The sequence below is a fragment of the Streptomyces sp. NPDC017676 genome (assembly GCF_044329325.1).
Classification (GTDB): Bacteria; Actinomycetota; Actinomycetes; order Streptomycetales; family Streptomycetaceae; genus Streptomyces.
Window position 1 is genome coordinate 386,524 of sequence record NZ_JBIRJA010000002.1, and the last position, 25,006, is coordinate 411,529.

The 25,006-nt window shown below is 73.7% G+C and carries 19 protein-coding genes; 13 read left to right on the plus strand and 6 right to left on the minus strand.

Annotated features, from left to right (window positions below):
• The first annotated feature begins 121 nt into the window (after positions 1 to 121).
• Positions 122 to 1,249, plus strand: a complete 1,128-nt coding sequence (locus tag ACH4LD_RS05945) for an aminopeptidase P family protein (protein WP_398054350.1) — start codon at positions 122 to 124, stop codon at positions 1,247 to 1,249.
• Positions 1,250 to 1,301: 52 nt separating this feature from the next.
• The gene (locus ACH4LD_RS05950) at positions 1,302 to 2,237 is read left to right on the plus strand and encodes a phosphotransferase (protein ID WP_398054349.1); all 936 of its coding nucleotides are present in this window, start codon (positions 1,302 to 1,304) and stop codon (positions 2,235 to 2,237) included.
• Between the two features lie 88 nt (positions 2,238 to 2,325).
• On the opposite strand, the gene treZ is transcribed toward ACH4LD_RS05950, so the two are convergent.
• The gene (treZ, locus tag ACH4LD_RS05955; RefSeq protein WP_398054348.1) at positions 2,326 to 4,071 is read right to left on the minus strand and encodes a malto-oligosyltrehalose trehalohydrolase; all 1,746 of its coding nucleotides are present in this window, start codon (positions 4,069 to 4,071) and stop codon (positions 2,326 to 2,328) included.
• A gap of 177 nt (positions 4,072 to 4,248) precedes the next feature.
• Between treZ and ACH4LD_RS05960 the strand changes: the two genes are divergently transcribed.
• The gene (locus tag ACH4LD_RS05960) at positions 4,249 to 4,800 is read left to right on the plus strand and encodes an FHA domain-containing protein (protein ID WP_398054347.1); all 552 of its coding nucleotides are present in this window, start codon (positions 4,249 to 4,251) and stop codon (positions 4,798 to 4,800) included.
• 110 nt (positions 4,801 to 4,910) lie between these two features.
• Positions 4,911 to 5,324, plus strand: coding sequence for an SSI family serine proteinase inhibitor (locus tag ACH4LD_RS05965; protein ID WP_398054346.1), 414 nt, complete (start codon positions 4,911 to 4,913; stop codon positions 5,322 to 5,324).
• Between the two features lie 485 nt (positions 5,325 to 5,809).
• On the opposite strand, the gene ACH4LD_RS05970 is transcribed toward ACH4LD_RS05965, so the two are convergent.
• Both ACH4LD_RS05970 and lpdA read right to left on the minus strand, forming a co-directional pair.
• Positions 5,810 to 7,060 (minus strand): M14 family zinc carboxypeptidase, encoded by a 1,251-nt coding sequence (locus tag ACH4LD_RS05970; protein ID WP_398054345.1) that lies wholly within the window; start codon positions 7,058 to 7,060, stop codon positions 5,810 to 5,812.
• A 137-nt stretch (positions 7,061 to 7,197) separates the two neighbouring features.
• Entirely contained in the window at positions 7,198 to 8,691 is a 1,494-nt protein-coding gene (gene lpdA, locus ACH4LD_RS05975; protein WP_398054344.1) for a dihydrolipoyl dehydrogenase, read from the minus strand.
• 100 nt (positions 8,692 to 8,791) lie between these two features.
• On the opposite strand from lpdA, the gene ACH4LD_RS05980 reads away from it, so the two are divergent.
• Positions 8,792 to 9,718, plus strand: a complete 927-nt coding sequence (locus ACH4LD_RS05980) for a LysR substrate-binding domain-containing protein (RefSeq protein ID WP_398054343.1) — start codon at positions 8,792 to 8,794, stop codon at positions 9,716 to 9,718.
• Between the two features lie 232 nt (positions 9,719 to 9,950).
• Positions 9,951 to 10,706 carry a dienelactone hydrolase family protein gene (locus ACH4LD_RS05985; protein WP_398054342.1) on the plus strand — a complete coding sequence of 252 codons (756 nt, stop codon included), beginning with the start codon at positions 9,951 to 9,953 and terminating at the stop codon, positions 10,704 to 10,706.
• Positions 10,707 to 10,854: 148 nt separating this feature from the next.
• On the opposite strand, the gene treY is transcribed toward ACH4LD_RS05985, so the two are convergent.
• Both treY and glgX read right to left on the minus strand, forming a co-directional pair.
• The gene (gene treY / locus ACH4LD_RS05990; protein ID WP_398054341.1) at positions 10,855 to 13,224 is read right to left on the minus strand and encodes a malto-oligosyltrehalose synthase; all 2,370 of its coding nucleotides are present in this window, start codon (positions 13,222 to 13,224) and stop codon (positions 10,855 to 10,857) included.
• Between the two features lie 837 nt (positions 13,225 to 14,061).
• On the minus strand, positions 14,062 to 16,173 hold the full coding sequence (gene glgX, locus ACH4LD_RS05995; RefSeq protein ID WP_398054340.1) for a glycogen debranching protein GlgX: 2,112 nt from the start codon (positions 16,171 to 16,173) through the stop codon (positions 14,062 to 14,064).
• 198 nt (positions 16,174 to 16,371) lie between these two features.
• Between glgX and ACH4LD_RS06000 the strand changes: the two genes are divergently transcribed.
• The 4 genes from ACH4LD_RS06000 (at position 16,372) to ACH4LD_RS06015 (ending at position 20,827) form a co-directional block, all read left to right on the plus strand.
• Positions 16,372 to 17,184, plus strand: a complete 813-nt coding sequence (locus ACH4LD_RS06000) for a Tat pathway signal sequence domain protein (protein ID WP_398054339.1) — start codon at positions 16,372 to 16,374, stop codon at positions 17,182 to 17,184.
• Between the two features lie 53 nt (positions 17,185 to 17,237).
• On the plus strand, positions 17,238 to 18,584 hold the full coding sequence (locus ACH4LD_RS06005) for a copper amine oxidase (RefSeq protein WP_398054338.1): 1,347 nt from the start codon (positions 17,238 to 17,240) through the stop codon (positions 18,582 to 18,584).
• Positions 18,585 to 18,701: 117 nt separating this feature from the next.
• Positions 18,702 to 19,940, plus strand: a complete 1,239-nt coding sequence (locus ACH4LD_RS06010; RefSeq protein ID WP_103811629.1) for an SAV2148 family HEPN domain-containing protein — start codon at positions 18,702 to 18,704, stop codon at positions 19,938 to 19,940.
• Between the two features lie 161 nt (positions 19,941 to 20,101).
• Entirely contained in the window at positions 20,102 to 20,827 is a 726-nt protein-coding gene (locus tag ACH4LD_RS06015; RefSeq protein ID WP_398054337.1) for a 3'-5' exonuclease, read from the plus strand.
• Between the two features lie 75 nt (positions 20,828 to 20,902).
• On the opposite strand, the gene ACH4LD_RS06020 is transcribed toward ACH4LD_RS06015, so the two are convergent.
• A complete protein-coding gene (locus ACH4LD_RS06020) occupies positions 20,903 to 21,766 on the minus strand; it encodes a phosphotransferase enzyme family protein (protein ID WP_398054336.1) in 864 nt (287 codons plus the stop codon).
• A 137-nt stretch (positions 21,767 to 21,903) separates the two neighbouring features.
• Here ACH4LD_RS06020 and ACH4LD_RS06025 point away from each other — a divergent pair, with 137 nt between their 5' ends.
• From ACH4LD_RS06025 to ACH4LD_RS06035, 3 genes are read left to right on the plus strand one after another with little or no spacing between them, the layout of a single operon-like run.
• Entirely contained in the window at positions 21,904 to 22,875 is a 972-nt protein-coding gene (locus ACH4LD_RS06025) for a carbohydrate ABC transporter permease (RefSeq protein WP_398106157.1), read from the plus strand.
• Entirely contained in the window at positions 22,872 to 23,705 is an 834-nt protein-coding gene (locus ACH4LD_RS06030; RefSeq protein ID WP_398054334.1) for a carbohydrate ABC transporter permease, read from the plus strand. Before ACH4LD_RS06025 ends, ACH4LD_RS06030 begins: the two co-directional genes overlap by 4 nt.
• A complete protein-coding gene (locus ACH4LD_RS06035) occupies positions 23,705 to 25,003 on the plus strand; it encodes an ABC transporter substrate-binding protein (RefSeq protein WP_398054333.1) in 1,299 nt (432 codons plus the stop codon). The genes ACH4LD_RS06030 and ACH4LD_RS06035 overlap by 1 nt, the downstream gene beginning before the upstream one ends.
• Positions 25,004 to 25,006: the final 3 nt, after the last annotated feature.

The window sequence follows — 25,006 nt, forward strand, 5'->3', positions numbered from 1 at the left end:
GCCCCCTCCACGGACCGCGGGACGCCGGTCCGCGGGACCGGCTCGCGTGGGCCGGTGCGGGCGGGCAGGATGCTGCCCGAGACGCCATCGCCCCGTTTCCTCACCCGCCCCGGAGGCCCGGATGACCGGTAGTACGCCCGCGCCCTTCACCGCCGCCGACTACAGGGCCCGCATGGAGCGTGCCGTGCAATCCGCCGGCGACGCCGGCCTCGCGGGGCTGCTCGTGGCGCCGGGACCGGACATGGTGTGGCTCACCGGCTACACGCCCACAGCGGTCACGGAGCGGCTGACCCTGCTGGTCCTCGCACCCGGCCGGGGCCCCGTGCTCGTCGTGCCCACCCTGGAGGCCCCGGACGCCGAGCAGGCGGCCGGCGCCGCCGCGCTGACGCTGCGCGACTGGACCGACGGCAAGGACCCCTACGCCGTCACCGCCGGCCTCCTCGACGACCGCGGTCGGTTCGGCATCAGCGACAACACCTGGGCCATGCACCTGCTGGGCCTCCAGCGGGCCCTGCCCGGCACCTCCTACGCCTCCCTCACCGACGCCCTGCCCATGCTGCGCGCGGTGAAGGACACGGCCGAACTGGAACTCCTCGCCGCCGCGGGCGCGGCCGCCGACCTGGCGTTCGAGGAGATCCGCAAGGTCCCCTTCGCCGGCCGCCGCGAGTCCGACGTGGGCCAGGACCTCGCCGGCCTGCTGCGCCGCTTCGGCCACTCCCAGGTCGACTTCACGATCGTCGGCTCCGGCCCGAACGGCGCCAACCCCCACCACGAGGTCGGCGACCGCGTCATCCAGCCCGGCGACATGGTCGTCCTCGACTTCGGCGGCCTGAAGGACGGCTACGGCTCCGACACCACCCGCACGGTCCACGTCGGCGAGCCGACCGAGGAGGAGCGCAGGGTCCACGACATCGTGCGCGCCGCCCAGGAGGCCGGTTTCCAGGCCGTACGCCCGGGGGTGGCCTGCCAGGAGGTCGACCGCGCCGCCCGCGCGGTGATCACGGACGCCGGGTACGGCGAGTACTTCATCCACCGCACCGGCCACGGCATCGGCGTCACCACGCACGAGCCGCCGTACATGATCGAGGGCGAGGAGCAGCCGCTCGTGCCCGGCATGTGCTTCTCCGTGGAGCCCGGCATCTACCTGCCCGGCCGCTTCGGGGTGCGCATCGAGGACATCGTCACGGTCACCGAGGACGGCGGCCGCCGCCTCAACAACACCACCCGTGAGATGGTCATAGTGGAGTGAGAGACCCGAGGAGACCCACTCCGACGACACCCGGAACGGCGACGTGCGATCCATGACCCAGGCACCGACACCCACCGCGGACACCGTCCGCAGACTGGTCCGCTCGCTGCTCAAGGAGGGCGGCGACGGCACGCGGGGACCCGATGTGCGGCCCGTGACCGAGGACAGCGAACACACCTGGTGGGTCGGCAGCCGCCATGTGCTGCGCCTCGCGCCCGACCGCGAGGCATCCGTCCGCCGCCGCCGCGAACTGCGCCTGCGCGAGCTGGTCCGCCCGCAGGTCCCCGTCGCCGTCCCGACCAGCGTCGCGCACGGCGACTGGGCGCCCGGCCTCGCCTACACCCTCGACACCCGGGTGCCCGGCGGCACGGCCGACGAGTACGACGTCTCCGCCGTCGGCGAGGCCGACCTCGCCGGGCTGCTCAGCGGGCTGCGTACGGTGCCCGCCCGCCAGGCCGAGGCGCTCGGCGTGCCGCGCACCGCCCCGCGCTCGCTGGAGGCGCTGCGCCGGATGGCCGTCCACGCGGCCGAACGGCTCGCCGCCGCCGACGAGTTCGACGCGGCCCGGCTGCACCAGCTGACCCCGCCCGGCGCGGCCCAGCTCGCCGCACAGCCCGGTTCCGCCGTCCTCACCCACCACGGGCTCACCGGCGCGCATGTGCTGGTCAGCGCCGACGGACGGGTGCGCGGCATCCTGGACTGGACCGCGGCGTCCCTCGGCGACCCCGCCGAGGACATCGCCGGACTCGCCGTCGCCGTCGGCTCCCCGCCGGCCGTGCGCGCCGCCACCCTCGCCGGCTACGGCGCCCGCCCCTGCCTGCGCGGCCTCTGGCTGGCCCGCTGCGACACCGTCATCCGCCTCACCGACCGCCTGGACGGCCGTACGACCGGCTCCCTGCCCCTGCTGCGGACCCAGCTGCGGCGCGCCTGGGAGCCGATCCTGCTGGAGCGGGTGACCGACCTCCAGGAGGACGAGCCGGAGCCCTGACGGGACCGCAGGGGGCCGTCAGGGCGGCACGAGCCGCCCTCCGGCCGCGGGGTTCCCGGGCCCCTCAGGGCCGTGCCCGCACCGTCTCTCAGGGCTGCGTCAGCACCACGCACGACTCACCGGGCACCTGGAGCAGCCCGTCCGCGCCCGGCGCCTCGACCGGGTCCCAGGCCGCGAGGACCTCCACCCGGCCGGTGCCCAGCGGGATCGCCGCCGGCTCCTTGCCCAGGTTCACCGCCACCCGTACGTCGCCGCGCCGGAAGGCCAGCCAGCGGGCGTCCTCGTCGTAGGCGACCTTCGTGTCCGCGAGGTCCGGGTCGGTGAGGTCGGGCTGGACGTGGCGCAGCGCGATCAGCTTCCGGTACCAGGCCAGCACGCGCGCGTGGGGCTCGCGTTCCGGCTCCGACCAGTCCAGGCAGGACCGCTCGCGGGTGGCCGGGTCCTGCGGGTCGGGCACGTCCTCCTCGGCCCACCCGTGCGCGGCGAACTCCCGGCGCCTGCCCTGCCGTACCGCCTCGGCCAGCTCGGGGTCGGTGTGGTCGGTGAAGAACTGCCAGGGCGTGCCCGCCGCCCACTCCTCGCCCATGAACAGCATCGGCGTGAACGGGGCGGTCAGGGTCAGCGCGGCCGCACAGGCCAGCAGACCGGGGGAGAGGTGCGCGGAGAGCCGGTCACCCTGGGCGCGGTTGCCGACCTGGTCGTGGGTCTGGCTGTAGCCGAGCAGCCGGTGCCCGGCCACGCGCGCGCGGTCCAGCGGCCGGCCGTGACGGCGGCCCCGGAAGCTGGAGTACGTGCCGTCGTGGAACCAGCCGCCGGTGAGCGTCTTGGCGAGCGCGGCGAAGGGATCACGCGCGAAGTCGGCGTAGTAGCCCTGGGACTCACCGGTCAGCGTGGCGTGCAGGGCGTGGTGGAAGTCGTCGTTCCACTGCGCGTGGAGTCCGAGGCCGTTCTCCGCGCGCGGGGTGATGAAGCGCGGGTTGTTCATGTCCGACTCGGCGATCAGGAACAGCGGCCTGCCCACCTCCTCGGCGAGGCCGTCGACCGCCGCCGACAGCTCCTCCAGGAAGTGGCACGCGCGTGTGTCGTACAGCGTGTGCACCGCGTCCAGCCGCAGACCGTCGATCCGGTAGTCCCGCAGCCACGCCAGCGCGCTGCCGAGGAGGAACGCCCGGACCTCGTCCGAGCCGGGCGCGTCCAGGTTCACCGCCGAACCCCACGGAGTGGTGTGCGTGTCCGTGAAGTACGGCCCGAACCGCGGCAGATAGTTCCCGGTGGGCCCCAAGTGGTTGTGCACGACGTCCAGGACGACGCCCAGACCGAGTTCGTGCGCCCGGTCCACGAAGCGTTTCAGGGCCTCGGGACCGCCGTACGGCTCGTGCACCGCCCACAGCGACACGCCCTCGTACCCCCAGCCGTGCCGCCCTGGGAAGGGGCACAGCGGCATCAACTCCACGTGCGTCACGCCCAGTTCCACCAGGTGGTCCAGGCGGGCGGCGGCGGCGTCCAGGGTGCCCTCCCGGGTGTACGTGCCCACGTGCAGCTCGTACAGCACCGCGCCCGGCAGTCCGCGCCCCGCCCACGGCGCCCGCCACGCGTACCGCTCGTGGTCCACGACCGCGCTCAGCCCGTCCGGACCGTCCGGCTGGCGGCGCGAGCGCGGGTCGGGCAGCACGGGGCCGTCGTCCAGCGCGAACCCGTACCGGGCGCCGTCCCCGGCCTCCGCCTCGCCCGTCCACCACCCCCCGCGCGCGGGATCGCGCGCCAACGCGCGCGCGGTGCCCTCGCAATGGAGCGTCACTCGTTCTGCCTGCGGTGCCCACACCTCGAACTGCACGGACGGTTCCCCTTCGTCTGCTCACCGTGATGTCCCGCGTCTCCATCGTGCCGCCCCGGACGATCGATCCGCTCTCGAATCGGCCCTTTGCCGGCAGGTGTCGCGGAAGTACCCACGGACCGGCACCGATTCCCTGATTTCTGGACACCCGGGGTTCACTGCCCGACAATCACCAGCGTGACGTCGTCCTTCGAGTTCTCCACCTACCCCGCGCGCCTGTCCGACGCGGAGCGCGACCAGGCGCTGCGGGTGCTGCGCGACGGCGTCGCCATGGGCCGGCTCTCGCACGACACGTTCGTGCGCCGCATGGAACTGGCGCTCGTCGCGCGCCGCTCCGACGAACTCGCCGCCCTCGTCGCCGACCTGCCCCGGGAGAACCGGTTCTCCCGCGCGGTCCTCGGCACCGTGGAGGCCGTCTCCGGGTTCACGGTACGACTGCGGCGGGCCTGGCAGGCCGAGCGGCTGCCCAAGCTGCTGCTGCCGCATCCGGCGCACACCCATCCGCTGCGCATCGGCCGCGACCCCGCGAACGGGCTGCGCCTGACCAACGAGACCGTCTCCCGCGTGCACGCCGAACTCCGCCACCAGGGCGGCCTGTGGGTCCTCAGGGACCTCGGCTCGACCAACGGCACCACCGTCAACGGCCGCCGGGTGATCGGGGCGGTCGTCGTCCGCGAGGGCGACCAGGTCGCCTTCGGCAGGATGGCGTTCCGGCTCGCGGCGAGCTGAGCCCTGCCCGGCCGGTCCCGTTCGAACGGGCGCGCAGCCACGCGCGTGTGCGGTACCGATCGGGTGAGCCGCACTGCGGAAGGCGGGCCGCCGTGCCGATGCAACGGGACATGACGTACATCACCAGAGCGGCAGCGGCGGCCGGCGCCCTGCTGACCGCGGCCGGCCTCCTCACCGCGGGCCCGGCCCAGGCGGCCCCCCGTGACGCCCTCCCGGGTAACTGGCTCCACCTCACGGTCACCAAGGGCGACGCCCGGTCCGGCGACACCCGCGACACGCTGCTGCTGTGCGACCCGCCCCAGGGCCATGCGCGCGCCTCCGAGGCCTGCGCGGAACTGGCCGCCGCCGGCGGTGCCATCGACCGCATCCCGGCCGAGCAGGTCTTCTGCCCGATGATCTTCGCGCCGGTGACGGTCCACGCGCGCGGGCGGTGGGACGGGCGGCCGGTCGACTTCCAGGACACGTACACCAGCGCGTGCGTGATGCGGGCGCGGACGGGGTCGGTCTTCGCCCTGGACGGCTGACGGGCGGCGCGATGAGCAGGGGGCGGCGCGCCGGGGGAGGGGCGTGAGCCGACGCGGGTCCGGCGCGGACGGCGCCCGGTGCACGCTCCCGTTCGCTCCGCGCGCGGGCTTGCACGCCCGCTCGGCGCGTCGGCTCAAGGCGCCTGCCACGCCTGCCCCCGCCTTAGGGTCAGGGCGTTCGCCTCTGCCCTCGCCTTAGGTTCAGGGCGTTCGCCTCTGCCCTCGGCTCAGGGCGTTCGCCTCTGCCCCTCGGCTCAGGGCGTCCGCCCCCTAGGCTCAAGGCGTCCGCGCCCGCCCCCTAGGCTCAAGGCGCCCGCCCCTGCCCCTCGGCTCAGGGCGTCCGCCCCCTAGGCTCAAGGCGTCCGCGCCCGCCCCCTAGGCTCAAGGCGCCCGCCCTTGCCCCTAGGTTCATGCCGCCAGTCTGGTGTGCCCACCGGGCGCTTCTTCCCCGTGCGCCGGCTCCGCGTATCCGCGCCGCCCTCGGCTCACGCCGCCTGGTCGCGGGCCTGCTGGGCCGCCACCAGTACCGTCCGGGACTGGTGCTCCACCTGGTGCTCCAACGGCACCCAGCGGGCCCGGAAGCGTTCCGCGAAGGCGTCGCACCAGGTGGCCACGAGTTGTTCCAGACGCGGCGCCGCCCGGTCGTCCGCCTCCCGCAGCACCCGCAGCAGCATCGCCGCCGCCCGCAGCGGCAGCCGCCGTCCGAACGCGTCGACACTGCCGACGTACGCCATCGTCGTACCCGCCGGGGAGGTGTGGGTCCAGTCCTCCGCGAGGCCCGGGATCAGCTCCAGGGCCCACTGCGCGGCCCGCAGCAGGGGCCCGTCCGCGCCCTCCAGCCGGGGCCGCGCCTCGGCGAGGATCCGCTCGACCTCCCGGGAGTCCCGCAGCAGCCGCGTGGCCAGCCGCCGCATGGCCGCCGCCGGTGCCGGGTGCGGCGCCGGGTCGTCCACCAGGTCGCTGGCCCACATCGGCACCTCCACCACGGCCGTCAGACCGCCGTACCGGTGCGCGTGGTACCAGGTGCTGTGCCGGGCGTCGTCCGGCAGGCTCGGGTAGGCCACGCCCGTCTCCGGGCCGGGCATCACATGCACACCGGGACCGGAGGCCGGCCAGCCCGCCGCGTCCGAGGCCCCCGTCTCCACCGGGATGTGCAGCTGCGCCGCGGACTTGGCGAACGGTTCGGCGAGACCCGGCACGTCCTTGGTCAACTGCACCCAGCTCCCGCCCAGATCGGTGCCGTGCAGGGTCACCTGGAGATAGGGGCGCAGTTCGTCTATGACCCCGGTCAGCGTCCGTGTCTCGGGCGGCAGCCGGTCCGGCGGCAGCACCGACGGCGACCACTCCGGCTGCTCCGCACCGGTCGGCCGGTAGAAGCCGAGGTGGTAGTCGAGCAGGCTGCGCGGCGCCGGGGTGACATGCAGGCTCGCGCCGTCCGGGTCCGCGCACAGCAGGAAGTGCCAGGAGGTGTCTGCCCGCAACTCGCGTTCCGCCAGCACCCTTTCGGCGAGCACCCGCAGGGTGGAGCCGCCCGTCGGCTCGTTGGCGTGCGCGCCCGCCACCACGAGCACCGCGCGGCGGGCGTGTCCCACCGACAGCAGGTGCAAGGGTCTTCCCGCGCGCGAGACGCCCACCTGACGCAGCGCGCACAGCCCGGGTTCCTGAGCCGCCAACGCCTGAGCGGCGGCGACCAGTTCGGGAACGCTGGGATAGCGCAGCTCCGGCAGAGGACTCACCCCCGACTTGTCCGCCCGGCTTCGCACCTCCCAGTCCCGCACGCGAAGGGTGAACTGTCAAGCATCCGGCGGAGGAGGCTCCCGGGGGCGCCCGGACGCGGGGGCCCGCCCCCGCCCGGGCCCCGCGTTCCGTGGGCTCACTGCTGGTGCAGGCCGCGTCCCGCCAGCGTCAGGAACACCTCGCCCACCGCCTCCGACAGGGTGGGGTGCGCGTGGACGTGCCGGGCCACGTCCGAGGGCTCGGCGTCCCAGCCGACGATCAGCTGGCTCTCGGCGATCATCTCCGACACGTTGGGGCCGACCAGGTGGACGCCGAGCACCTGCCCGCCGCCGGCCTCCGCCACGACCTTCACCATGCCGCCCTGGCCGTGCACCATCCCCTTGGCGACGGCGGTCAGCGGCATCGTGTTGACGTCGACCTCGTGCCCACGCGCGCGTGCCTCGGCCTCGCTCAGCCCCACCGAGGCGGTCTGCGGCGAGGAGTACGTCACCCGGGGCACGGCCGCGTAGTCGACCGGCGGCGACTCCAGCCCGGCCACGGTCTCGGCCACCAGCAGGCCTTCCGCGAACGAGGCGTGGGCGAGGCCGAGCGACGGCGGCGGCAGCAGGTCGCCGACGACATGGACGCCGGGCACGGCCGTCTCCAGCCGGTTCCAGTCCGCCGGTACGACGAACCCCCGCTCGTCCGTCGTCAGCCCGGCCGCGTCCAGGCCGAGGCCCTCGGTGACGGGAGCCCGGCCCACGGCCACCAGCAGCCGCTCCGCCGTCACCGTCCGGGTCTCTCCCCGGGCGGTGCGCACGCGCGCGCGTACGCCGTTCTCCAGCAGCTCCGCGTCCAGCAGCCGCGCGCCCGCCTGGACATCGATCCCGCGCTTCTTCAGACCACGCGTCAGATGCCGGCTGACGTCGGCGTCCTCCAGTGGCACGATCCGGTCGGCGGCCTCCACCAGGGTGACCTCGGCGCCCATGGACCGGTGGAAGGAGGCGTACTCCACCCCGATCGCGCCCCCGCCCAGCACCAGGACCGACGCCGGGAGCCCCGGCGCGAACAGTGCGTCGTCGCTCGTCACCACGCGCCGTCCGTCCGGATCGAGCCCCGGGAGCGTGCGCGGGCGGGAGCCGGTCGCGAGGACAAGCGCACGGCGCGCGATGAGATCGTGCACGCCGGGCGCGCTCTCGGTACGCACGCCGGGCGAAGCCTCCGTAAGCGCGCCCGGCGCACGGTTCGTACCCACGCTCTCGACCCGCACCGTGCGTGCCCCGGTCAGCCGTGCGCTGCCTCGCACGACCCGCACGCCCGCGTGCGCGAGATGCGCCTCGACCCCCTTGTGGTTGCGCGCGACGATGTCGTCGCGCGTGGCCGTCAGCGCTCCCCAGTCGACGGAGTCCACGGTCGCCTTCACGCCCCAGCGCTCGCGGGCCTCGGAGATCCCGTCGACCAGCTCGGCTGCGTGCAGCATCGCCTTGCTGGGGATGCAGCCCCGGTGCAGGCACGTTCCGCCGACCTTGTCGCGTTCGACGAGGGTGACGTCCAGGCCCAGGCCGGCCGCGCGCAGGGCGGTGCTGTAACCGCCGGTGCCGCCGCCGACGACGATCACGTCGGATGTGGTGATGCCCGTGTCGATGGTCATGGCATCCACCCTCCGTCCACCCCTTGTCATGAGTCCAAGGCAATGTTCTTGTGGACTCCATGCACGATCTTCATGCCAGGACGGGGAAAGGTGCGGGGACGTGAGCCTGCGCCAGATGGAGTACTTCGTGACGGTCGTCCAGGAGGCGTCGTTCACGCGCGCGGCGGACGCCCTGCACGTCACCCAGTCCGCGCTCTCCCACCAGATCAAGGCACTGGAGAAGTCGGTCGGCGGCGCACTGCTGGAGCGCCTGCCCCGGGGCGTGCGCCTCACCCCGATGGGCCGTGCCTTCCTGCCGCACGCCGAACTCGCCGTCCGCAGCGCGACCCAGGCCCGCCGTGCGGCCCGCGCGACCGCCGGCGCCGAGGGCGGCGAGCTGCACGTCGCGGCCCTCCACTCCATCGCGGTCGGCCCCCTGCCCGACGTCTTCGCCCGCTGGCGCGCGGCTCACCCCCGGGTCCTGCTGCGCCTGCACGAGTACGCCACCACCGAGGCCCTGGAGGAGGCGGTGCAGCGCGGCACCGCCGACCTCGCCGTCGGCCCCGAGCCGGCCGGGTGGCCCGGCACCGTCGTGCCCGTCGGCGAGGAGGAGGTCGTCCTCGTCGTGCCCTTCGACGACCGGCTCGCGGGGCGTACGACGGTCACCCTCCCGGAACTCGCCGACCACTCCTGGGTCCGCTGCGCCATGGAACCCGTCGTGCACGGCGAACGCTTCCTCGACCGGGCCTGCGGGAACGCCGGGTTCCGGCCGCGCACCGCCGTGTGGACCGAGCACACCTCCACGGCCGTCCGCATGGCCGCCGCCGGCGTCGGGGTGTGCGCCGCGCCCGCCCACATCGTGCGGGGCGCCGTCGGCGAGGACTGCGTCGTCCTCACCCCGGACCCGCCCTGGAAGCGCCCCCTGACCGTCTACGCGCGCGTGCCGCCCACGGGCGCCGCCGCGGCCTTCGTGGACCTCCTGCGCGCCGCCTGGCCGCCCCCGAGCTCCCACGGCCAGCACGGGGACTGCGGGCCGCCCGCGGCGTGACGGCGTGCGGGACGCCGCGCGCGGGGGCAGCGGTGCGCCGGGCGGCTGGGCTCGGGGTGTGACCGAGACACGCGGCGGGCTCGACCAGGCCGCCTGAACCGTGAGGTGCCTGGCTGGTGACACCCCTCCAGTGGGCCGGGCCGGTATACGCCAGAATCCTGCAACCCGGGGCGTTCTGCCAGCCGCAGAACACCGGCCGGACCGGGCTCGACGATCACTACAGTCCGGACTCATGACAACGATCACGACGCGCACGGTCGAGTATCCGGCCGACGGTCTGACGATGGTCGGGCACCTCGCGCTCCCGGCCGGTGTCGACCGCCGGCCCGCTGTGCTGCTCGGGCCGGAGGGCATGGGGCTCAGCGACGTCGAGCGCCGTCGGGCCGATGCTCTCGCCGAGCTGGGATATGTGGCGCTGGCCTTCGACCTTCACGGCGGGCGCTATGTGGCTGACCCCGAGGAGATGCTGGCCCGTTGCATGCCGCTGCTCGCTGATCCCGACCGGATGCGTGGCATCGGCCACGCGGCGCTCGACGTGTTGCGCGCCGAACCGCGGACCGACCCCGACCGGATCGCCGCCATCGGCTACGGCACCGGGGGCGCCGTCGGGCTGGAACTCGGGCGCGACGGCGTCGACCTGCGCGCGATCGGGACGGTCAACGCGCTGACCACGGGCCGACCGGGCGAGGCGGCGCGCATTCGCTGCCCGGTGTGGGCCGGGGTCGGGTCGGAAGACCCGATCATGCCGCCCGCGCAACGGAACGCGTTCACCGCCGAGATGCAGGCCGCCGGCGTCGACTGGCGCCTCGTGGTCTACGGCGGCGCCTTGCACGCCTTCCACCACCCGCCGGTCGACCACCCCGTGGTCCCCGGCGTCGGCTACCACCCACGGCACGCGCAGCGAGCCTGGCGCGACATCGTCGACCTGCTCTCCGAGTGCCTGCCCGTGACGGAGGATCCGGCCAGTCCGAGCTCGGCCACCCGCTGACCAGTGCTTACCGGTCGCTACGGCACATGTCTGGCGTGTTGGCGCACGACCACCCGCCGCACGACCGCCCGCCGCGCGGCCGTCCGGCGGGCGACCCTCCGCCGCGCAGCCCTGCGCCCCACCCGCCCGCTGGGCCGGCCCGGCGCCCTCAGTCCTCCGCCACCCGTTCCAGCAGTGCCACCGGCAGTCGGTCCAGGAGCTCCGCCACGGACGCCTGGCCGGTGAACTCCCGGCCCGGGACGAGGACGTCCGCCCAGCGGCCCGGCGGGAGCGGCAGACGGGTGTCCCGCCACCCGCCCGCCTCCGCGAGCCGCAGGGACAGCCGGGTCACCACCGTGACCACCGACCCGGAGCGGGCGAACGCCAGGCAGTGGTCGGCCGCCGGGCCCTCCGCCGTCAGCGGGTCGTACGACGCGCCCGCGCCGAAGGCCTCCGGACGCCGGGCACGCAGCCGCAGCGCCGCCGCCGTCAGCGCGTCCTTCTCGCCGGGCGCCTCCGGCGGGAACGCCACCGGCCGCCGGTTGTCCGGGTCCACCAGCGCCCGGTACTCGCCCTCCGTGCCCTGGTACACGTCCGGCACCCCCGGCATCGTCAGATGGACCAGCGCGGTGCCGAGGACATTGGTCCGCACGTACGGCTCCAACGCCTTCCGGAACGCCGCCACGCGCTCGCCGGGCGGCCCGCACGGCCCGGCGGCGACGAAGGACGCCACCGCCTCCTCGTACGGCGGTTCCTGCTCCGTCCAGCTGGTGTACATGCCCGCCTCGCGCACATGCTTCAGCAGCGCCTGCTGGACCCGTTCCTCCTCGGCCGGCCCCAGCCCGAAGACCGTCTGCCAGGCCGCCCAGGCCAGCTGTCCGTCCGGTACGCCCTCCTCGGGCAGGGTCACCTCGGCGAGCAGTTCCGCCCAGCGGTCCGGGCACTCGGTGAGCACGGCCAGCGCGGCGCGCACGTCCGCGCTGCGCTTGGTGTCGTGCGTGGAGACGACCGTGCCGGTGAGCGGCCAATCGCGCTGCACGCGCGCGCAGTACGCGTGGAACTCCTCCGCGGACACCCCCGGGCTGCCCGGGTCGCCGCCCACCTCGGTCGCCGACAGCAGCGGCACGTAGCGGTAGAACGCCGTGTCCTCCACCGACTTGGCACGCAGCGCCGACGCGGTCTGCGCGAACCGGGTGCGGAACTCCACCCGGTCGGCGTGGTCCGGCGCCGACGGGTCACCGGGCGGCTCGACCAGCAGCCGGCGCACGACGCCGACGGCCTCGGCCTCCTCGGGCACCACGAAGGCCAGCCGGGCCTCCTCGGCGGCCCCCTCGGTGATCACCGCGGACGCGTCACCGGAGGCGTACGGCCGGTAGACCCGCATCCGGACCAGCAGCTCCTCCACGGCCGTCCGCAGTGCCCAGGGCGCGCGGTCGCGCAGCGACAGGTCGGGCGAGGCGGCGCAGAGCCGGGCCGCCACCCGGGTGAGCCGGTCCGTCTCGGTGGCCAGCTCGTGCGTGAGCACCTTGTACGCCGCCCGCCGGACCGTGGCCTCCCAGTTGCCGCCCCGGTCGGTCTGCGGGGCCGCGAAGGCCCGGTAGCGGCCCAGCAGTTCGTACGCCCCGGTGCGGTCCGTGAACAGGCCGTCGACGTGCCGCAGGGCGTCGTAGCCCGTGGTGCCCGCGACGGGCCAGGAGGCCGGCAGGTGCTCGCCGTCGGCCAGGATCTTCTCCACGACCGTCCAGCGCCCGCCGGTCGCCTCGTGCAGCCGCGCGAGGTAGCCGTCGGGGTCGGCGAGCCCGTCGGGATGGTCGATCCGCAGCCCGTCGAACACGCCCTCCGCCAGCAGCCGCAGGATCGTGCCGTGCGTGGCGTCGAAGACCTCCGGGTCCTCCACCCGCACCCCGATCAGCTCCGAGATGCTGAAGAAGCGCCGGTAGTTCAGCTCCGTGCGGGCCAGCCGCCACCACACCGGGCGGTACCACTGGGCGTCCAGCAGCCGGGGCAGCGGCAGGTGCTCGGTGCCTGGGCGGAGCGGGAAGGCGTGGTCGTGGTAGCGCAGCACATCACCGTCGACCACCAGGTGCGCCGCCTCGGAGCCGACCGGGCCGCCGAGCACCGGCAGCAGCACCCGGCCGCCCTGCGCCTTCCAGTCGATGTCGAACCAACGCGCGTAGGGCGAGTCGGGTCCCTCGCGCAGCACCTCCCACAGGGCGGGGTTGTGCCGGGGGGCCAGTGCCATGTGGTTCGGCACGATGTCCACCACCAGGCCGAGGCCGTGCTCGTGCGCCGTGCGCGCCAGCGCGCGCAACCCCTCCTCGCCGCCCAGCTCCGCGCGCACGCGCGTGTGGTCCACGACGTCGTAACCGTGCGCGGAGCCCGGGACGGCCTCCAGGACGGGGGACAGGTGCAGGTGCGAGACGCCGAGCGACGCCAGGTACGGTACGGCCGCTTCGGCGGCGGCGAACGGGAACGCGGGCTGGAGCTGCAGCCGGTAGGTGGCCGTGGGCACCCCCGGTCCGGGTCGCGCAGAAGTCATGGGAAGCTACGTACCCCGCTCGCCGTCTTTCGTGTCATCGACCTGTGCCCGGATCACGCACGCGTGTCCGGCGCCGCGCGCTGGGGGCGGCGGGGAAGCGGGGCGGCGCGGTCCGTGGGACGCCCTCCGCCCCGTGACCGGCCTGCCGGGACCACCGCCGCCGCGCGGGCCCCTCCCGGGGCGACTGCCGGCGGCGACCGTCCGCTTCGGCTGCGTGCCGCCGTCCGCCCGCGCCGGCGGTTCCCCCGACACGACCCGGCCACCCGGTGGCGCGCCCGCGTTGGGCCAGGTGGCCGGGGGACCGCCGGTGCGGCAGCTCGTGGACCGGCACGGCCCGGCCGCCCGGCGGCGGCCCCGCGTTGGGCCAGGTGGCCGGGGGACCGCCGGTGCGGCAGCTCGTGGACCGGCACGGGCAGCGGAGGGCGGTGCTCGCCGACGCGCCCGCCGTGGCCCCTCTCGTCGCCGGACTCGCCCACCGGGCAGCCTGCGCCCGTCCTGGCCCTCTGGGACCGCCGTGGGCGCCATCGCGGCCCTCGTGGGCACGCCGTCGCAGACGAGGCGGCCCGCGCGGAAGCGATGCCCGAGCCGCCCGGCACCGCCCACGCGGACCTCGGCACCGCGCGCGTACAGCGCCCACGCGGCCACGCACGCGTACAGCGCCTACGCCGACCACCCGCGCGTACCTCCCGCGCACCCGACACGCGCGCGTGCGTACGGGCGAGCGACCCCCACGCGCGCGTGGGGACGTGCGACCCCCTCCCACGCGCGCGTGGGCGCGGGGCCCTCACGCGCGCGTGGGCGAGACGGCTCCCCGCGGTGCGCGAACCTCACGACCCCCTACGCCGGCCGTTGCAGCACCGTCAAGCTGCGGTCCGGCAGGGTGATGCGGTCGCCGGCCGCCACCTTCGCGCCCGCTCCCGGTGGGACCCCTTCCGGGCGGGCCGTGTCGACGACCACCTGCCACTGGCGGCCGTGGTCGACCGGCACCAGGAAGTCCAGCGGCTCGGGGGAGGCGTTGAACATCAGCAGGAAGGAGTCGTCGGTGATGCGCTCGCCGCGTGGGCCGGGCTCGGAGATGGCGTTGCCGTTCAGGAACACGGTCAGCGCGGACGCCTGCGCCGAGGTCCAGTCCCGTTGCGTCATCTCCCCGCCCTCGGGGGTGAACCAGGCGATGTCGGACAGCTCGTCGTGGGTGCCCTCCACCGGACGGCCGTGGAAGAAGCGGCGCCGGCGCAGGACGGGGTGGTCGCGGCGCAGCCACACCATCGCGCGCGTGAACTCCAGCAGGTCGCTCTCCAGGGACTCCGGCCAGTCCACCCAGGACAGCTCGTTGTCCTGGCAGTAGGCGTTGTTGTTGCCGCGCTGGGTGCGCGCGAACTCGTCGCCGTGGCTGATCATCGGCACGCCCTGGGACAGCATCAGCGTGGCGATGAAGTTCCGCATCTGCCGTGCGCGCAGCCGCAGCACCTCCGGGTCGTCGGTCTCCCCCTCCGCCCCGCAGTTCCACGACCGGTTGTGGCTCTCGCCGTCCCGGTTCTCCTCGCCGTTCGCCTCGTTGTGCTTCTCGTTGTACGACACGAGGTCGTGCAGCGTGAATCCGTCGTGGCAGGTGACGAAGTTGATCGAGGCCAGCGGGCGGCGGCCGTCGTCCTGGTAGAGGTCGGAGGAACCGGTCAGCCGGGAGGCGAACTCGGCGAGCGTGCGCTGCTCGCCCCGCCACAGGTCCCGGACCGTGTCCCGGTACTTGCCGTTCCACTCGGTCCACAGCGGCGGGAAGTTGCCCACCTGGTAACCGCCCTCGCCCACGTCCCACGGCTCGGCGATCAGCTTCACCTGCGAGACGACCGGGTCCTGCTGCACCAGGTCGAAGAACGACGACAGCCGGTCCACCTCGTGGAACTGCCGGGCGAGGGTCGCCGCGAGGTCGAAGCGGAAGCCGTCGACGTGCATGTCGGTGACCCAGTACCGCAGCGAGTCCATGATCAGCTGGAGCACGTGCGGGGACCGCATGAGCAGCGAGTTCCCGGTGCCCGTGGTGTCCATGTAGTAGCGCGGGTCCTCCGTCAGCCGGTAGTACGACGGGTTGTCGATGCCCTTGAAGGACAACGTCGGACCCAGGTGGTTGCCCTCGGCGGTGTGGTTGTACACCACGTCCAGGATGACCTCGATCCCGGCCTCGTGCAGCGCCCGGACCGCCGACTTGAACTCCAGCACCTGCTGGCCGCGGTCGCCCCAGGAGGCGTACGCGTTGTGCGGGGCGAAGAAGCCGATGGTGTTGTAGCCCCAGTAGTTGTTCAAGCCCATGTCGACGAGCCGGTGGTCGTTCACGAACTGGTGCACGGGCATCAGTTCGAGCGCGGTCACCCCGAGCTTGGTCAGGTGCTCGATGATCGCCGGGTGGGCGAGGGCCGCGTAGGTGCCGCGCAACTCCTCCGGCAGTCCGGGGTGACGCATGGTCAGGCCCTTGACGTGGGCCTCGTAGATCACCGTGTGGTGGTACTCGGTGCGCGGCGGGCGGTCGTCACCCCAGTCGAAATAGGGGTTGATCACCACCGAGGTCATGGTGTGCGGCGCCGAGTCCAGGTCGTTGCGCCTCTCGGGCGCGCCGAAGTGGTAGCCGTACACCTCCTCGCCCCACCGGACCGACCCGCTGATCGCCTTCGCGTACGGGTCGAGCAGCAGCTTCGCGGAGTTGCAGCGCAGCCCGCGTCCGGGGTCGTACGGGCCGTGCACCCGGAACCCGTACCGCTGTCCCGGCATCACGCCCGGCACGTACGCGTGCCGCACGAACGCGTCGCTCTCGCGCAGTTCCACCGCCGTCTCCGAGCCGTCGTCGTGCAACAGACACAGCTCTACTCGGTCCGCGGCCTCCGTGAAGACCGCGAAGTTGGTTCCGGCGCCGTCATAGGTGGCGCCGAGCGGATACGCCTCTCCAGGCCAGACCTGCATGGATACGACTCTCCCAGGTGTGCCGTCCGCCGGGGGCCGCCTTGGCCCCGAGTCTCGTCCGAAAGTGAGGCAACCTCCCGTGGCTCGCCCGCCCTCTTATCCAGTGACCAGTGCGCACGGCGGTTCTGGTACCCGCCGTGCGCCGAACCAGCGGGGCAGATACGTACTCCCGGGGACCAGGGGGAGTAGGGGGAGAATGTGCGTGAGACAGTCCACCGCCATCTGGGCAAAGTACTGACCGGTGCGGCCCTCGCGGCGGCGGGGACCGCCGCGATGGTCGCGGTCATCTTGCCGGGCACGGCGGGAGCGGACGAATCCGGAGGGGCCGGCGGCGGCACGCGGGCCGCGCGACAGGCCGGGCAGGACCCGGACGCCGCGCCGCCCGGCGTCGTGGAGCAGGCACCGGCCGAGGAGAAGCAGGGCACGGGCCGTGACCCGCTCACCGACGACGAGTTGCGGCGGGTCGAGAAGATCGCCGCGGCGGGACGGCTTTCGGCCACGGCCCGGGACGTCGACGGCGACCGCGGACCGCAGCGGCTGAGCGTCGACCTCGCCGAGCCGGAGGCCGCGGAGGCGGACGACCCGGACGCGCCCCGGCGCGCGGACGTGACCTTCTACGACTACAAGAACGACACGCTCGTCACCAGGACCGTCAACCTGAGCACCGGGAAGGTCGAGCGGACCGGCACCCAGCGCGGCGTCCAGCCGCCGCCGAGCCGCGCCGAGAACGCCGAGGCGGCCCGGATCCTGATCGCCGGCCCGCTGGGCGCGGGACTCAAGGCGGACTACAAGGACGCCACCGGCAAGGAACTCACCTCACCGGACCAACTGGAGCTCAGCGGAGGGATCTACGAGGCCTCGCCCGGCGCCCAGCCCGCGGTGCTCGACAAGTGCGGCGCCCACCGGTGCGTGCGGCTGTTCTCCAAGGTCCGCAACGGGCCGTGGATCGACACCAGGGACCTCGTGATCGACCTGAGCGCCCGCAGGACCGCCGCCCTCGACCGCGGCTGACCGGCCGCCGCCCGACCTTCACACCCGTACTCCGGTAAGGGAGTCACCTCTTCATGCCCGAGAAGCACCTGTCCGGCGCGGTTCGGCCGCGAGGCCTCGGCCGCGCCGTCCGCAAGACCGCGGCCGTCGGCGTGTCCCTGGCCGCGCTGGCCGCCGGCGCGACGACCCTCGCCGGTCCGGCCGCGGCCCGGCCGGGGACCGCCCCGGCCGCGGCGGCCCCCGGCTGCAGCACCGCCTACACGATCGAACAGAAGCTCACCACCGGCACGACCTGGCGGATGTGCTGGCGCTACGACAGCAAGGCCGGCCTCGTCCTGGAGAACATCTCCTACCAGCCGAAGGGCGAGGCCAAGCCGATCAAGGTCCTCAACAGCGCCAGACTCGGCCAGATCCACGTCCCGTACGACGACGGGAAGCACGAGTACTACGACCTGACGGGCCAGGACTTCGCCCAGGAGCTGATGGAGCTGTCGCCGGGCGAGTGCCCCGGCGGCACCATCAAGACCGTCAAGGTCCCGGACGGCGACCCGCGCCACCCGAACGTCAACGGCCTGTGCACGACCACCCGTTCGCGCGGCCACGCCTACCGGATGCACGACCTGTTCCAGTCGGGCAAGACCTACCAGCAGCAGGGCAAGGACCTGCTGGTCTACACGGTCAACCAGGTCGGCTGGTACGAGTACATCACCGAGTGGCGCTTCCAGGACGACGGCACGATCAACATGAACGTCGGCGCGACCGGCAGCCTTTCCTTCGAGGACTACAACGCCCAGGACGGACGCGGCTGGCCCATCGGCAAGGGTGCCCGGGACTACGCCACCAGCCACAGCCACAACGTCTTGTGGCGGCTCGACTTCGGCCTCGACGGCTCGTCGAAGACGAAGGTCGAGCAGTACGACTCCACCGTCAGCGCCCCGGCCGGACGGGAGGGCCCGACCGCCAGGACCACCCGCACCAGGATCGGCAAGGAACTCGCGGGCGACTACAAGACCTACCGCTGGTGGCGGGTGGTCAGCGCCACCGGCAAGAACAAGGACGGCCACGCCCGTTCCTACGAGCTGGTCCCCGGGCCGACCACCAAGTACCCGGGCCGCAGCTTCACCAAGCACGACATGTACGTCACCGAGTACGACAAGTGCGAGCTGTTCGCCAGCAACAACCCGACGTGCGCGGCCGGCCACCCGAAGTCGGTCGACAAGTGGGTGGGCGGCCAGGCCCTCACACACCCCGTGGTCTGGGTGAACGTCGGTTTCCACCACATCGCCCGGGACGAGGACCAGCAGCCCATGCCGGTGCACTGGCAGGGCTTCTCCATAGCCCCGCGGGACGTCACGGCTATGAATCCGCTCACTCCGAAGGAGCTGGCATGGGAGAACGGGCACTGGGAATGGCGTAGTTGAGCACAGCAGCCGGGAAACCGGACCTGTCCATCCGGCTGCACCGCCGACCGCTCGCGGAGTACCCTTCCTTGATCGTTGAGACGGGAAAGGCCCGGGGGAGCGGAAGGCGGTGCACGGGTGGGCTCGGGAGGGCTGGAGCTGCCTCCTGGTGACGAGGGTCACGAGGGGAACTCCACAGACGTCCCGCCCGGCGCGGTGTCCCTGGCCCGGCCGATGGACGCGGGTTCCATCGGTCCGGAGCTGGACTGGGACGCCGACGCCTGGCGCGAGGTGCGCACCCGCGCCCAGCGGGCCGGCCGGGCCTACATCTGGCTGAACCTCGTCGAACAGCGGCTGCGCGCGGTCGTGGCGGCCGTGCTGCGGCCCATCTACGAACCCGTCCACGGCGACGAGTGGGTCGTGGCGGCGGCCGGGCCGGCCGGGCAGGAGTGGGTGCAGCGCGCGGTCGCCGTCCGCGAGGTCAGCCGCCGCAAGGGCTACTTGCTCGACCCGGCCGACGACAACGTGCTCAGCTTCCTCACCCTGCCCCAGCTGCGCGAGCTGGTGGTGCAGCACTGGCCGTGCTTCGAGCCGTACTTCGACGAGCGCCGGGACCTCGAACTCGCCCTGGACGAGCTGGAGGTCACCCGCAACGTGGTCTCCCGCAACCGGGCCCTGTCCGAGGCGGTCCTCAGCCAGGCCGAACGGGCCTCCGCCCGGCTGCTGGAGATGCTCGGCGCGGGCGGTGACGTCCCCTCGGCGCGCCGGCTGCCCGTCGACGCGGTCGAGGACCTGGTCGGCGACCGGTACGCCGACGTCGTCGCCGTCCACGCCGACCGGGTACGGCTGCTGCGCCAGTTCCCGGCCGAGGACATCTTCGGCGGCGCCCGTCGGCTCGACGCCATCGGCATCGGCCTGAACCTGCTGGTGCAGAACTTCTCCGGACGGCGCCTGGTCCGGCTCGCCGAGAGCGGCTGCCGGGTACGGCTGCTCTTCCTCAACCCGGCCTCCAGCTCGGTCAAGCGCCGCGAACGCGAACTCGGGATGAAACGGGGCGAACTGAGCCGCTCGGTGGAGATGAACATCCTGCACATGCGCCGGGTGCGGTCCCGGCTGCGCGACCCGGGCGCGTTCGAGATCCAGGTGTACGACGAGACGCCCCGCTTCACCGCCTACCTGGTGGACGGCGACGGCGCCGACGGCGTCGCCGTGGTGCAGTCCTATCTGCGCGGGGCGCGGGGGATGGAGTCGCCGGTGCTGGTGCTGCGCAACGGCAGCCGGCTGGTCAAGTCGGATGACGTGGGTGAAGTCGGACTCTTCCCGACATACCGCGAGGAATTCGAGCTGGCCTGGGCGGATTCGCGCCCGGTGTCCTGAACGGCCGGGACCGGGTGCGGGGGCGGGTTCGGCGGCGGGTTGCGGGGCCGGGTGCGGGCCGGTGCGGGGCCCGGAAGCGGAACGCTGTCGTCTGATTGTCAGTGCCGCGTGCGATGGTGGAGGCCACTGGGGGAAAGCACCACCAAGAAGGGGGGCCGCCCATGGGCTGGCACCGGGAGCTGCTGATCGGCTTCGACCTGGAGACGACCGGGACCGATCCGCGCGAGGCGCGCATCGTCACGGGCGCCGTGATCGAGGTCAAGGCCGGTGAGCCCATGGGACGCCGGGAATGGCTGGCCGATCCGGGCGTGGAGATCCCGGCCGACGCGGTCGCCGTGCACGGCATCAGCAACGAACGCGCGACGGCCGAGGGCCGCCCGGCCGACCAGGTGGCCGACGCCATCGCCGAGGTCCTGGTGTCGTACTGGAAGGCGGGCGTTCCGGTCGTCGCCTACAACGCGGCGTTCGACCTCACGCTGCTCTCGGCGGAACTGCGGCGGTACGGTCTGCCGTCCCTGACCGACCGGTTGGGCGGCACCCACCCCGCCCCGGTCGTCGACCCGTACACCATCGACCGCTGGGTCGACCGCTACCGCCGCGGCAAACGGAACCTGGAGGCGGTCTGCGCCGAGTACGGCATAGTCCTCGGCGCGGCGCACAACGCCAGCGCCGACGCCCTCGCCGCGGCGCGGCTCGCATCCGCGATAGCCGACCGCCACCCGAAGATAGCGTCCCTGGTCCCGGCGGAACTGCACCGCCGCCAGATCGAGTGGTACGCGCAGTGGGCGGCGGACTTCCAGGCGTTCCTGCGGCGCAAGGGGGAAGCGGACGCGGTGGTCGACGGCCGGTGGCCGCTCAGGGAACTGACCGAGGGCCAGCCCGCCTAGCCGTTCCGGTCCGCGGGCGCGTCGTGGCGGGCAGCGCGGTCAGCCGTCTCGCCGGGCCGCGTCCGATGGGCACCCTCAGAAGGGATACCACCGCACCGTCGCGTCCCCGTCCCGCAGCGACGCCACCCGGCGCCGGAACTCGGCCAGCGCCTTCGGGTTGGACGGCGCGTGCTGGGCCACCCACGCGCAGCTCGCCGTCTCCCGGGCGCCCCGCAGGACCGCGCAGCCCTCCCACTCCCGCACATCCCACCCGTACGCCTCGGTGAAGGAGTCGTACGCCTCGGCGGGCAGCCCGTAGCGGTCGCGGGAGAGAGCCATGGCGACCAGGTCGTGCTCGCGCAGATCGGCCGAGAAGGTCTCCAGGTCGACCAGGACCGGCCCCTCCGGCCCGACGTGCACATTGCGGGGCAGCGCGTCCCCATGGATCGGCCCCGGCGTCAGACGCGGTGTGAGCGCCGCCGCCTCGGCGGCGAAGCCGTCACGGCGCGCACGGAGGAAGGCCGCGTCCTCCGGGTCGATCGCGTCGCCCGCGAGCCGCAGCCAGCGTTCCACACCGCCCAGCAGATCGCGGGGCGGCAACCCGAAGGGAGGAGAGGGCAGTGCGTGCACCCCGCGCAGCAGGACGGCCAGATCCCGCGGCTCGGCCGGCCGTACGGGATCCGGCAGCCGGTGCCACACGGTCACCGGGTGGCCGTCCACCAGCAGCGGCTTCGGCTCTGCCGCCCGAACCGCGGGCACGTCCGCCTCGGCCAGCCAGCCGGCGACGGCCAGCTCGCGCTCGGCCCGCCCCAGCAGCTCCGCGTCCCGGCCCACCTTCACCACCAGGTCGCCGGCCGCGAACACCGCGTTCTCCCCGAGGGCCAGGAGCCGTGCGTCCCGGGCCGGGCCCAGCAGCACTCCCGCCGCGGCCAGTACGTCCCGCGCGCGTGCCTCGTCCATCGTCCTGCCTCCGTGCCGTCTTCCCGTGCCGTGTCCGTCCGGTCCTCGGCCAGTCTCGCATTCGCCCAGGCCGGCCACCGGGCACGGGCCCGGCCCTGGTGCGCGGTCCCTTGACGGGGTACCGGGCCTTTACGAACATGAACGCGCCCATCGGAGCAGGCAAAGGGGCTGGTTCCGTGACATCAGTGGCCGAAGCGCGGACAGCACCGGCCGGAGCACGGCGGCCGGCGGGCCGCCGCGTCGCCGATCGCGGCGCCTGGTTCCTGGTCCTGCCCGCCCTCATCCCGATCCTCCTGCTCAGCGTCGGCCCGCTGCTCTACGGCATCCTGCTGGCCTTCACCGACGCCCAGTCCGGCCGGACTGCCGCCACCCGGTGGATCGGCGCCCTCAACTTCCGCGACCTGCTGCACGACACCCTGTTCTGGGAGTCTTTCCGGATCGGGCTGGTCTGGGCGGCCGGCGTGACCGTGCCGCAGTTCCTGCTGGCGCTCGGCCTGGCCCTGCTGCTGAACCAGGATCTGCGCCTGCGCGGCCTGGCCCGCGCCCTAGCGATCGTGCCCTGGGCGATGCCCGAGGTCGTCGTCGGCATCATGTGGCGCCTCGTCTACAACCCGGACGCCGGCGTCCTCAACGAAACCCTGCGCGACCTCGGCCTCGGCACCGGCCGGGACTGGCTGAGCGGCCTGGCCACCGCGCTGCCCGCGGTGATCGTCGTCGGCGTCTGGGCAGGCCTGCCGCAGACCACGGTCGCCCTGCTCGCCGGACTGCAGAACGTCCCGCGCGAACTCCACGAGGCCGCGGCGGTCGACGGCGCGGGCGCCTGGCGCCGCTTCCGCACCGTCACCTGGCCGGCGCTCAGACCGGTGGCCCTCGCCATCACCGCGCTCAACCTCATCTGGAACCTCAACTCCTTCGCGCTGGTCTACGTGCTCACGAGCGGCGGCCCCGGCGGGAGGACCCGGCTGCCGATGCTCTTCGCCTACGAGGAGGCCTTCCGTTACGGCCAGTTCGGCTACGCGGCGGCGATGGGCTGCGTGCTCGTCGCGGTGGTCGCGGTCCTGCTCGCGGTGTTCCTGGCCGGCCGGCTGCGGGGCGGTGAGGAGGCATGAGGACCCGCCGCGCGGCCCGCGCCGGACAGTACGCCGCCCTCCTCGGCTACCTGCTCTTCCTGGCCTTCCCCTTGCTGTGGCTGCTGTCCACCGCGCTCAAGGCCCCGCGGGAGCTGGGCAGCCCGCACCCCACCTGGATCCCGCGCCACCCCACCCTGGCCAACGTCCGGCAGGCGTTCGCGGAGCAGCCGCTGGCGCACGCCGCGCTGAACTCCCTGCTGGTGGCGCTCTGCACGGCCGTCGTCGCGGTCCTGCTCGCGACCCCGATGGCCTACGTCATGGCCCGGCACCGCTCCCCACTGACCCGGGCCGCGACGGGGTGGGTGGTGGTCAGCCAGGCGTTCCCCTTCGTGCTGGTGATCATCCCGCTGTTCCTGGTGCTGAAGAACCTGCGGCTGATCGACTCCCTGACCGGGCTGGTGCTGGTGTACGTGGTGTGGGCGCTGCCGTTCGCGCTGTGGATGCTCACCGGGCACGTCCGGGCGGTGCCCGCCGAACTGGAGGAGGCGGCGGCCGTGGACGGCGCCGGGCGGCTGAGAACCCTCGTGTCGGTGACGGCGCCGCTGCTCGCACCCGGCATCGCGGCGACGGCGCTGTTCGCGTTCGTCACCGCGTGGAACGAGTTCTTCTTCGCGCTGGTGCTGCTCAAGAGCCCGGAGAGGCAGACCCTGCCGGTGATCCTCACCCACTTCATCGGCGCGGAGGGCGTGGCCGACCTCGGTCCGCTGGCCGCCGCCGCGTTCCTCGCCACCCTTCCCTCCGTGGCCGTCTTCGCGCTCGTCCAGCGGCGGATCACGGGCGGCCTGCTCGCCGGGGCGGTGAAGAGCTGATGGGCGGTGAAGAGCCGGTGCGGACCAGAAGCGCCACGGCGCTCGTCGTGCTCCTGCTGCTCCTCGCGGGCTGCTCTCCGGGCGGTCGCACGGACGGCGGCCCGATCACCCTGCGCTTCCAGTCCCTGGCCTGGCAACAGGAGTCCGTCACCGCCAGCAAGGAGCTGGTGAAGGAGTGGAACGCGTCCCACCCGGACATCAAGGTCGAGTACGTCCAGGGCAGTTGGGACGGCGTGCACGACCAGCTGCTCACCTCCTTCGAGGGCGGTGAGGCCCCCGACGTCATCCACGACGCCTCCGACGACCTCGCCGACTTCGCCCACGGCGGTTACCTCGCCGACCTGACCGGCCTGCTGCCCGCCCGGCTCAGGTCCGACATCCCACGGAGCAGCTGGGAGACGGCCGCGTTCGGGAACGGCCTCTACGGCGTGCCGTTCCTCCAGGAACCCCGTGTCCTGATCGCGAACGCGGACCGGCTGCGCGCGGCCGGGGTGCGCACACCGACACCGGAACACCCGTGGAGCTGGGCGGAGTTCCGGCAGGTGGCCAAGCGGCTCAGCGGGCCCGGGCGGTACGGCGTGGCCTGGCCGCTGAAGGAGCCTGTCTCCGCCACGCTCAACCTGTCCCTGTCGGCGGGCGGGCGGCTGTTCCACCGGGGCGCGGACGGGAAGGTCACCGTACGGTTCACGGCCGGGGACGCGGTCGTACCGCGCACCGTGCACGACCAGGTCGCCGTCGACCGCAGCGCGCCCGCCTCCACGCTCGGCAGCGGCGGCTCGGACACTCTGCCGGGCTTCTTCGGCGGCCGGTACGCGATGGTCCCGCTGGGCTTCTCCTACCGCCAGCAGATCGCGCAGCAGGCGCCCGAGGGATTCCACTGGGAGGTGCTGCCCGCGCCGGCGGGTGCCGACGGGCTCACCCAGGGCGTCAGCCCGCAGACTCTGTCCGTCTCCGCCGACTGCCCGCACAAGAAGGAGGCCGTCGCGTTCATCGACTTCCTGCTGCGGCCCAGGAACATGGTCCGCCTCGCACTCGGCGACTGGATGCTGCCCACCGGTACCGAGGCCCTGAAGGACCCGGCCCTGCACACCACGGAGAACGGCTGGGCCACCGGCACCGCCCTCGCGGCCCGGCTGCGCCCGGCGCCCGCCCAGTCCGTGCGCGGCTACCCCGAGTGGAAGGACAAGGTGGCCACCCCGGCCTACCAGGAGTACTACAGCGGCGCCATCGGCCTCGCCGAACTGCGCCGCCGCCTGGAGAGGGACGGCAATCTGGTGCTGGCCCGCTACCAGCGCTGAGCG

Excerpts from the sequence above, each read along its gene's own strand:
- ACH4LD_RS06030 (WP_398054334.1), top strand. The coding sequence starts at position 22,872 with ATGAGGACCCGCCGCGCGGCCCGCGCCGGACAGTACGCCGCCCTCCTC.
- ACH4LD_RS05950 (WP_398054349.1), top strand. The coding sequence starts at position 1,302 with ATGACCCAGGCACCGACACCCACCGCGGACACCGTCCGCAGACTGGTC.
- ACH4LD_RS06025 (WP_398106157.1), top strand. The coding sequence starts at position 21,904 with ATGAACGCGCCCATCGGAGCAGGCAAAGGGGCTGGTTCCGTGACATCA.
- treY (WP_398054341.1), bottom strand. The coding sequence starts at position 13,224 with ATGACTTCTGCGCGACCCGGACCGGGGGTGCCCACGGCCACCTACCGG.
- lpdA (WP_398054344.1), bottom strand. The coding sequence starts at position 8,691 with ATGACCATCGACACGGGCATCACCACATCCGACGTGATCGTCGTCGGC.
- ACH4LD_RS06020 (WP_398054336.1), bottom strand. The coding sequence starts at position 21,766 with ATGGACGAGGCACGCGCGCGGGACGTACTGGCCGCGGCGGGAGTGCTG.
- ACH4LD_RS05945 (WP_398054350.1), top strand. The coding sequence starts at position 122 with ATGACCGGTAGTACGCCCGCGCCCTTCACCGCCGCCGACTACAGGGCC.
- ACH4LD_RS05965 (WP_398054346.1), top strand. The coding sequence starts at position 4,911 with ATGACGTACATCACCAGAGCGGCAGCGGCGGCCGGCGCCCTGCTGACC.
- ACH4LD_RS05985 (WP_398054342.1), top strand. The coding sequence starts at position 9,951 with ATGACAACGATCACGACGCGCACGGTCGAGTATCCGGCCGACGGTCTG.
- ACH4LD_RS06035 (WP_398054333.1), top strand. The coding sequence starts at position 23,705 with ATGGGCGGTGAAGAGCCGGTGCGGACCAGAAGCGCCACGGCGCTCGTC.
- ACH4LD_RS06015 (WP_398054337.1), top strand. The coding sequence starts at position 20,102 with ATGGGCTGGCACCGGGAGCTGCTGATCGGCTTCGACCTGGAGACGACC.
- glgX (WP_398054340.1), bottom strand. The coding sequence starts at position 16,173 with ATGCAGGTCTGGCCTGGAGAGGCGTATCCGCTCGGCGCCACCTATGAC.
- ACH4LD_RS06005 (WP_398054338.1), top strand. The coding sequence starts at position 17,238 with ATGCCCGAGAAGCACCTGTCCGGCGCGGTTCGGCCGCGAGGCCTCGGC.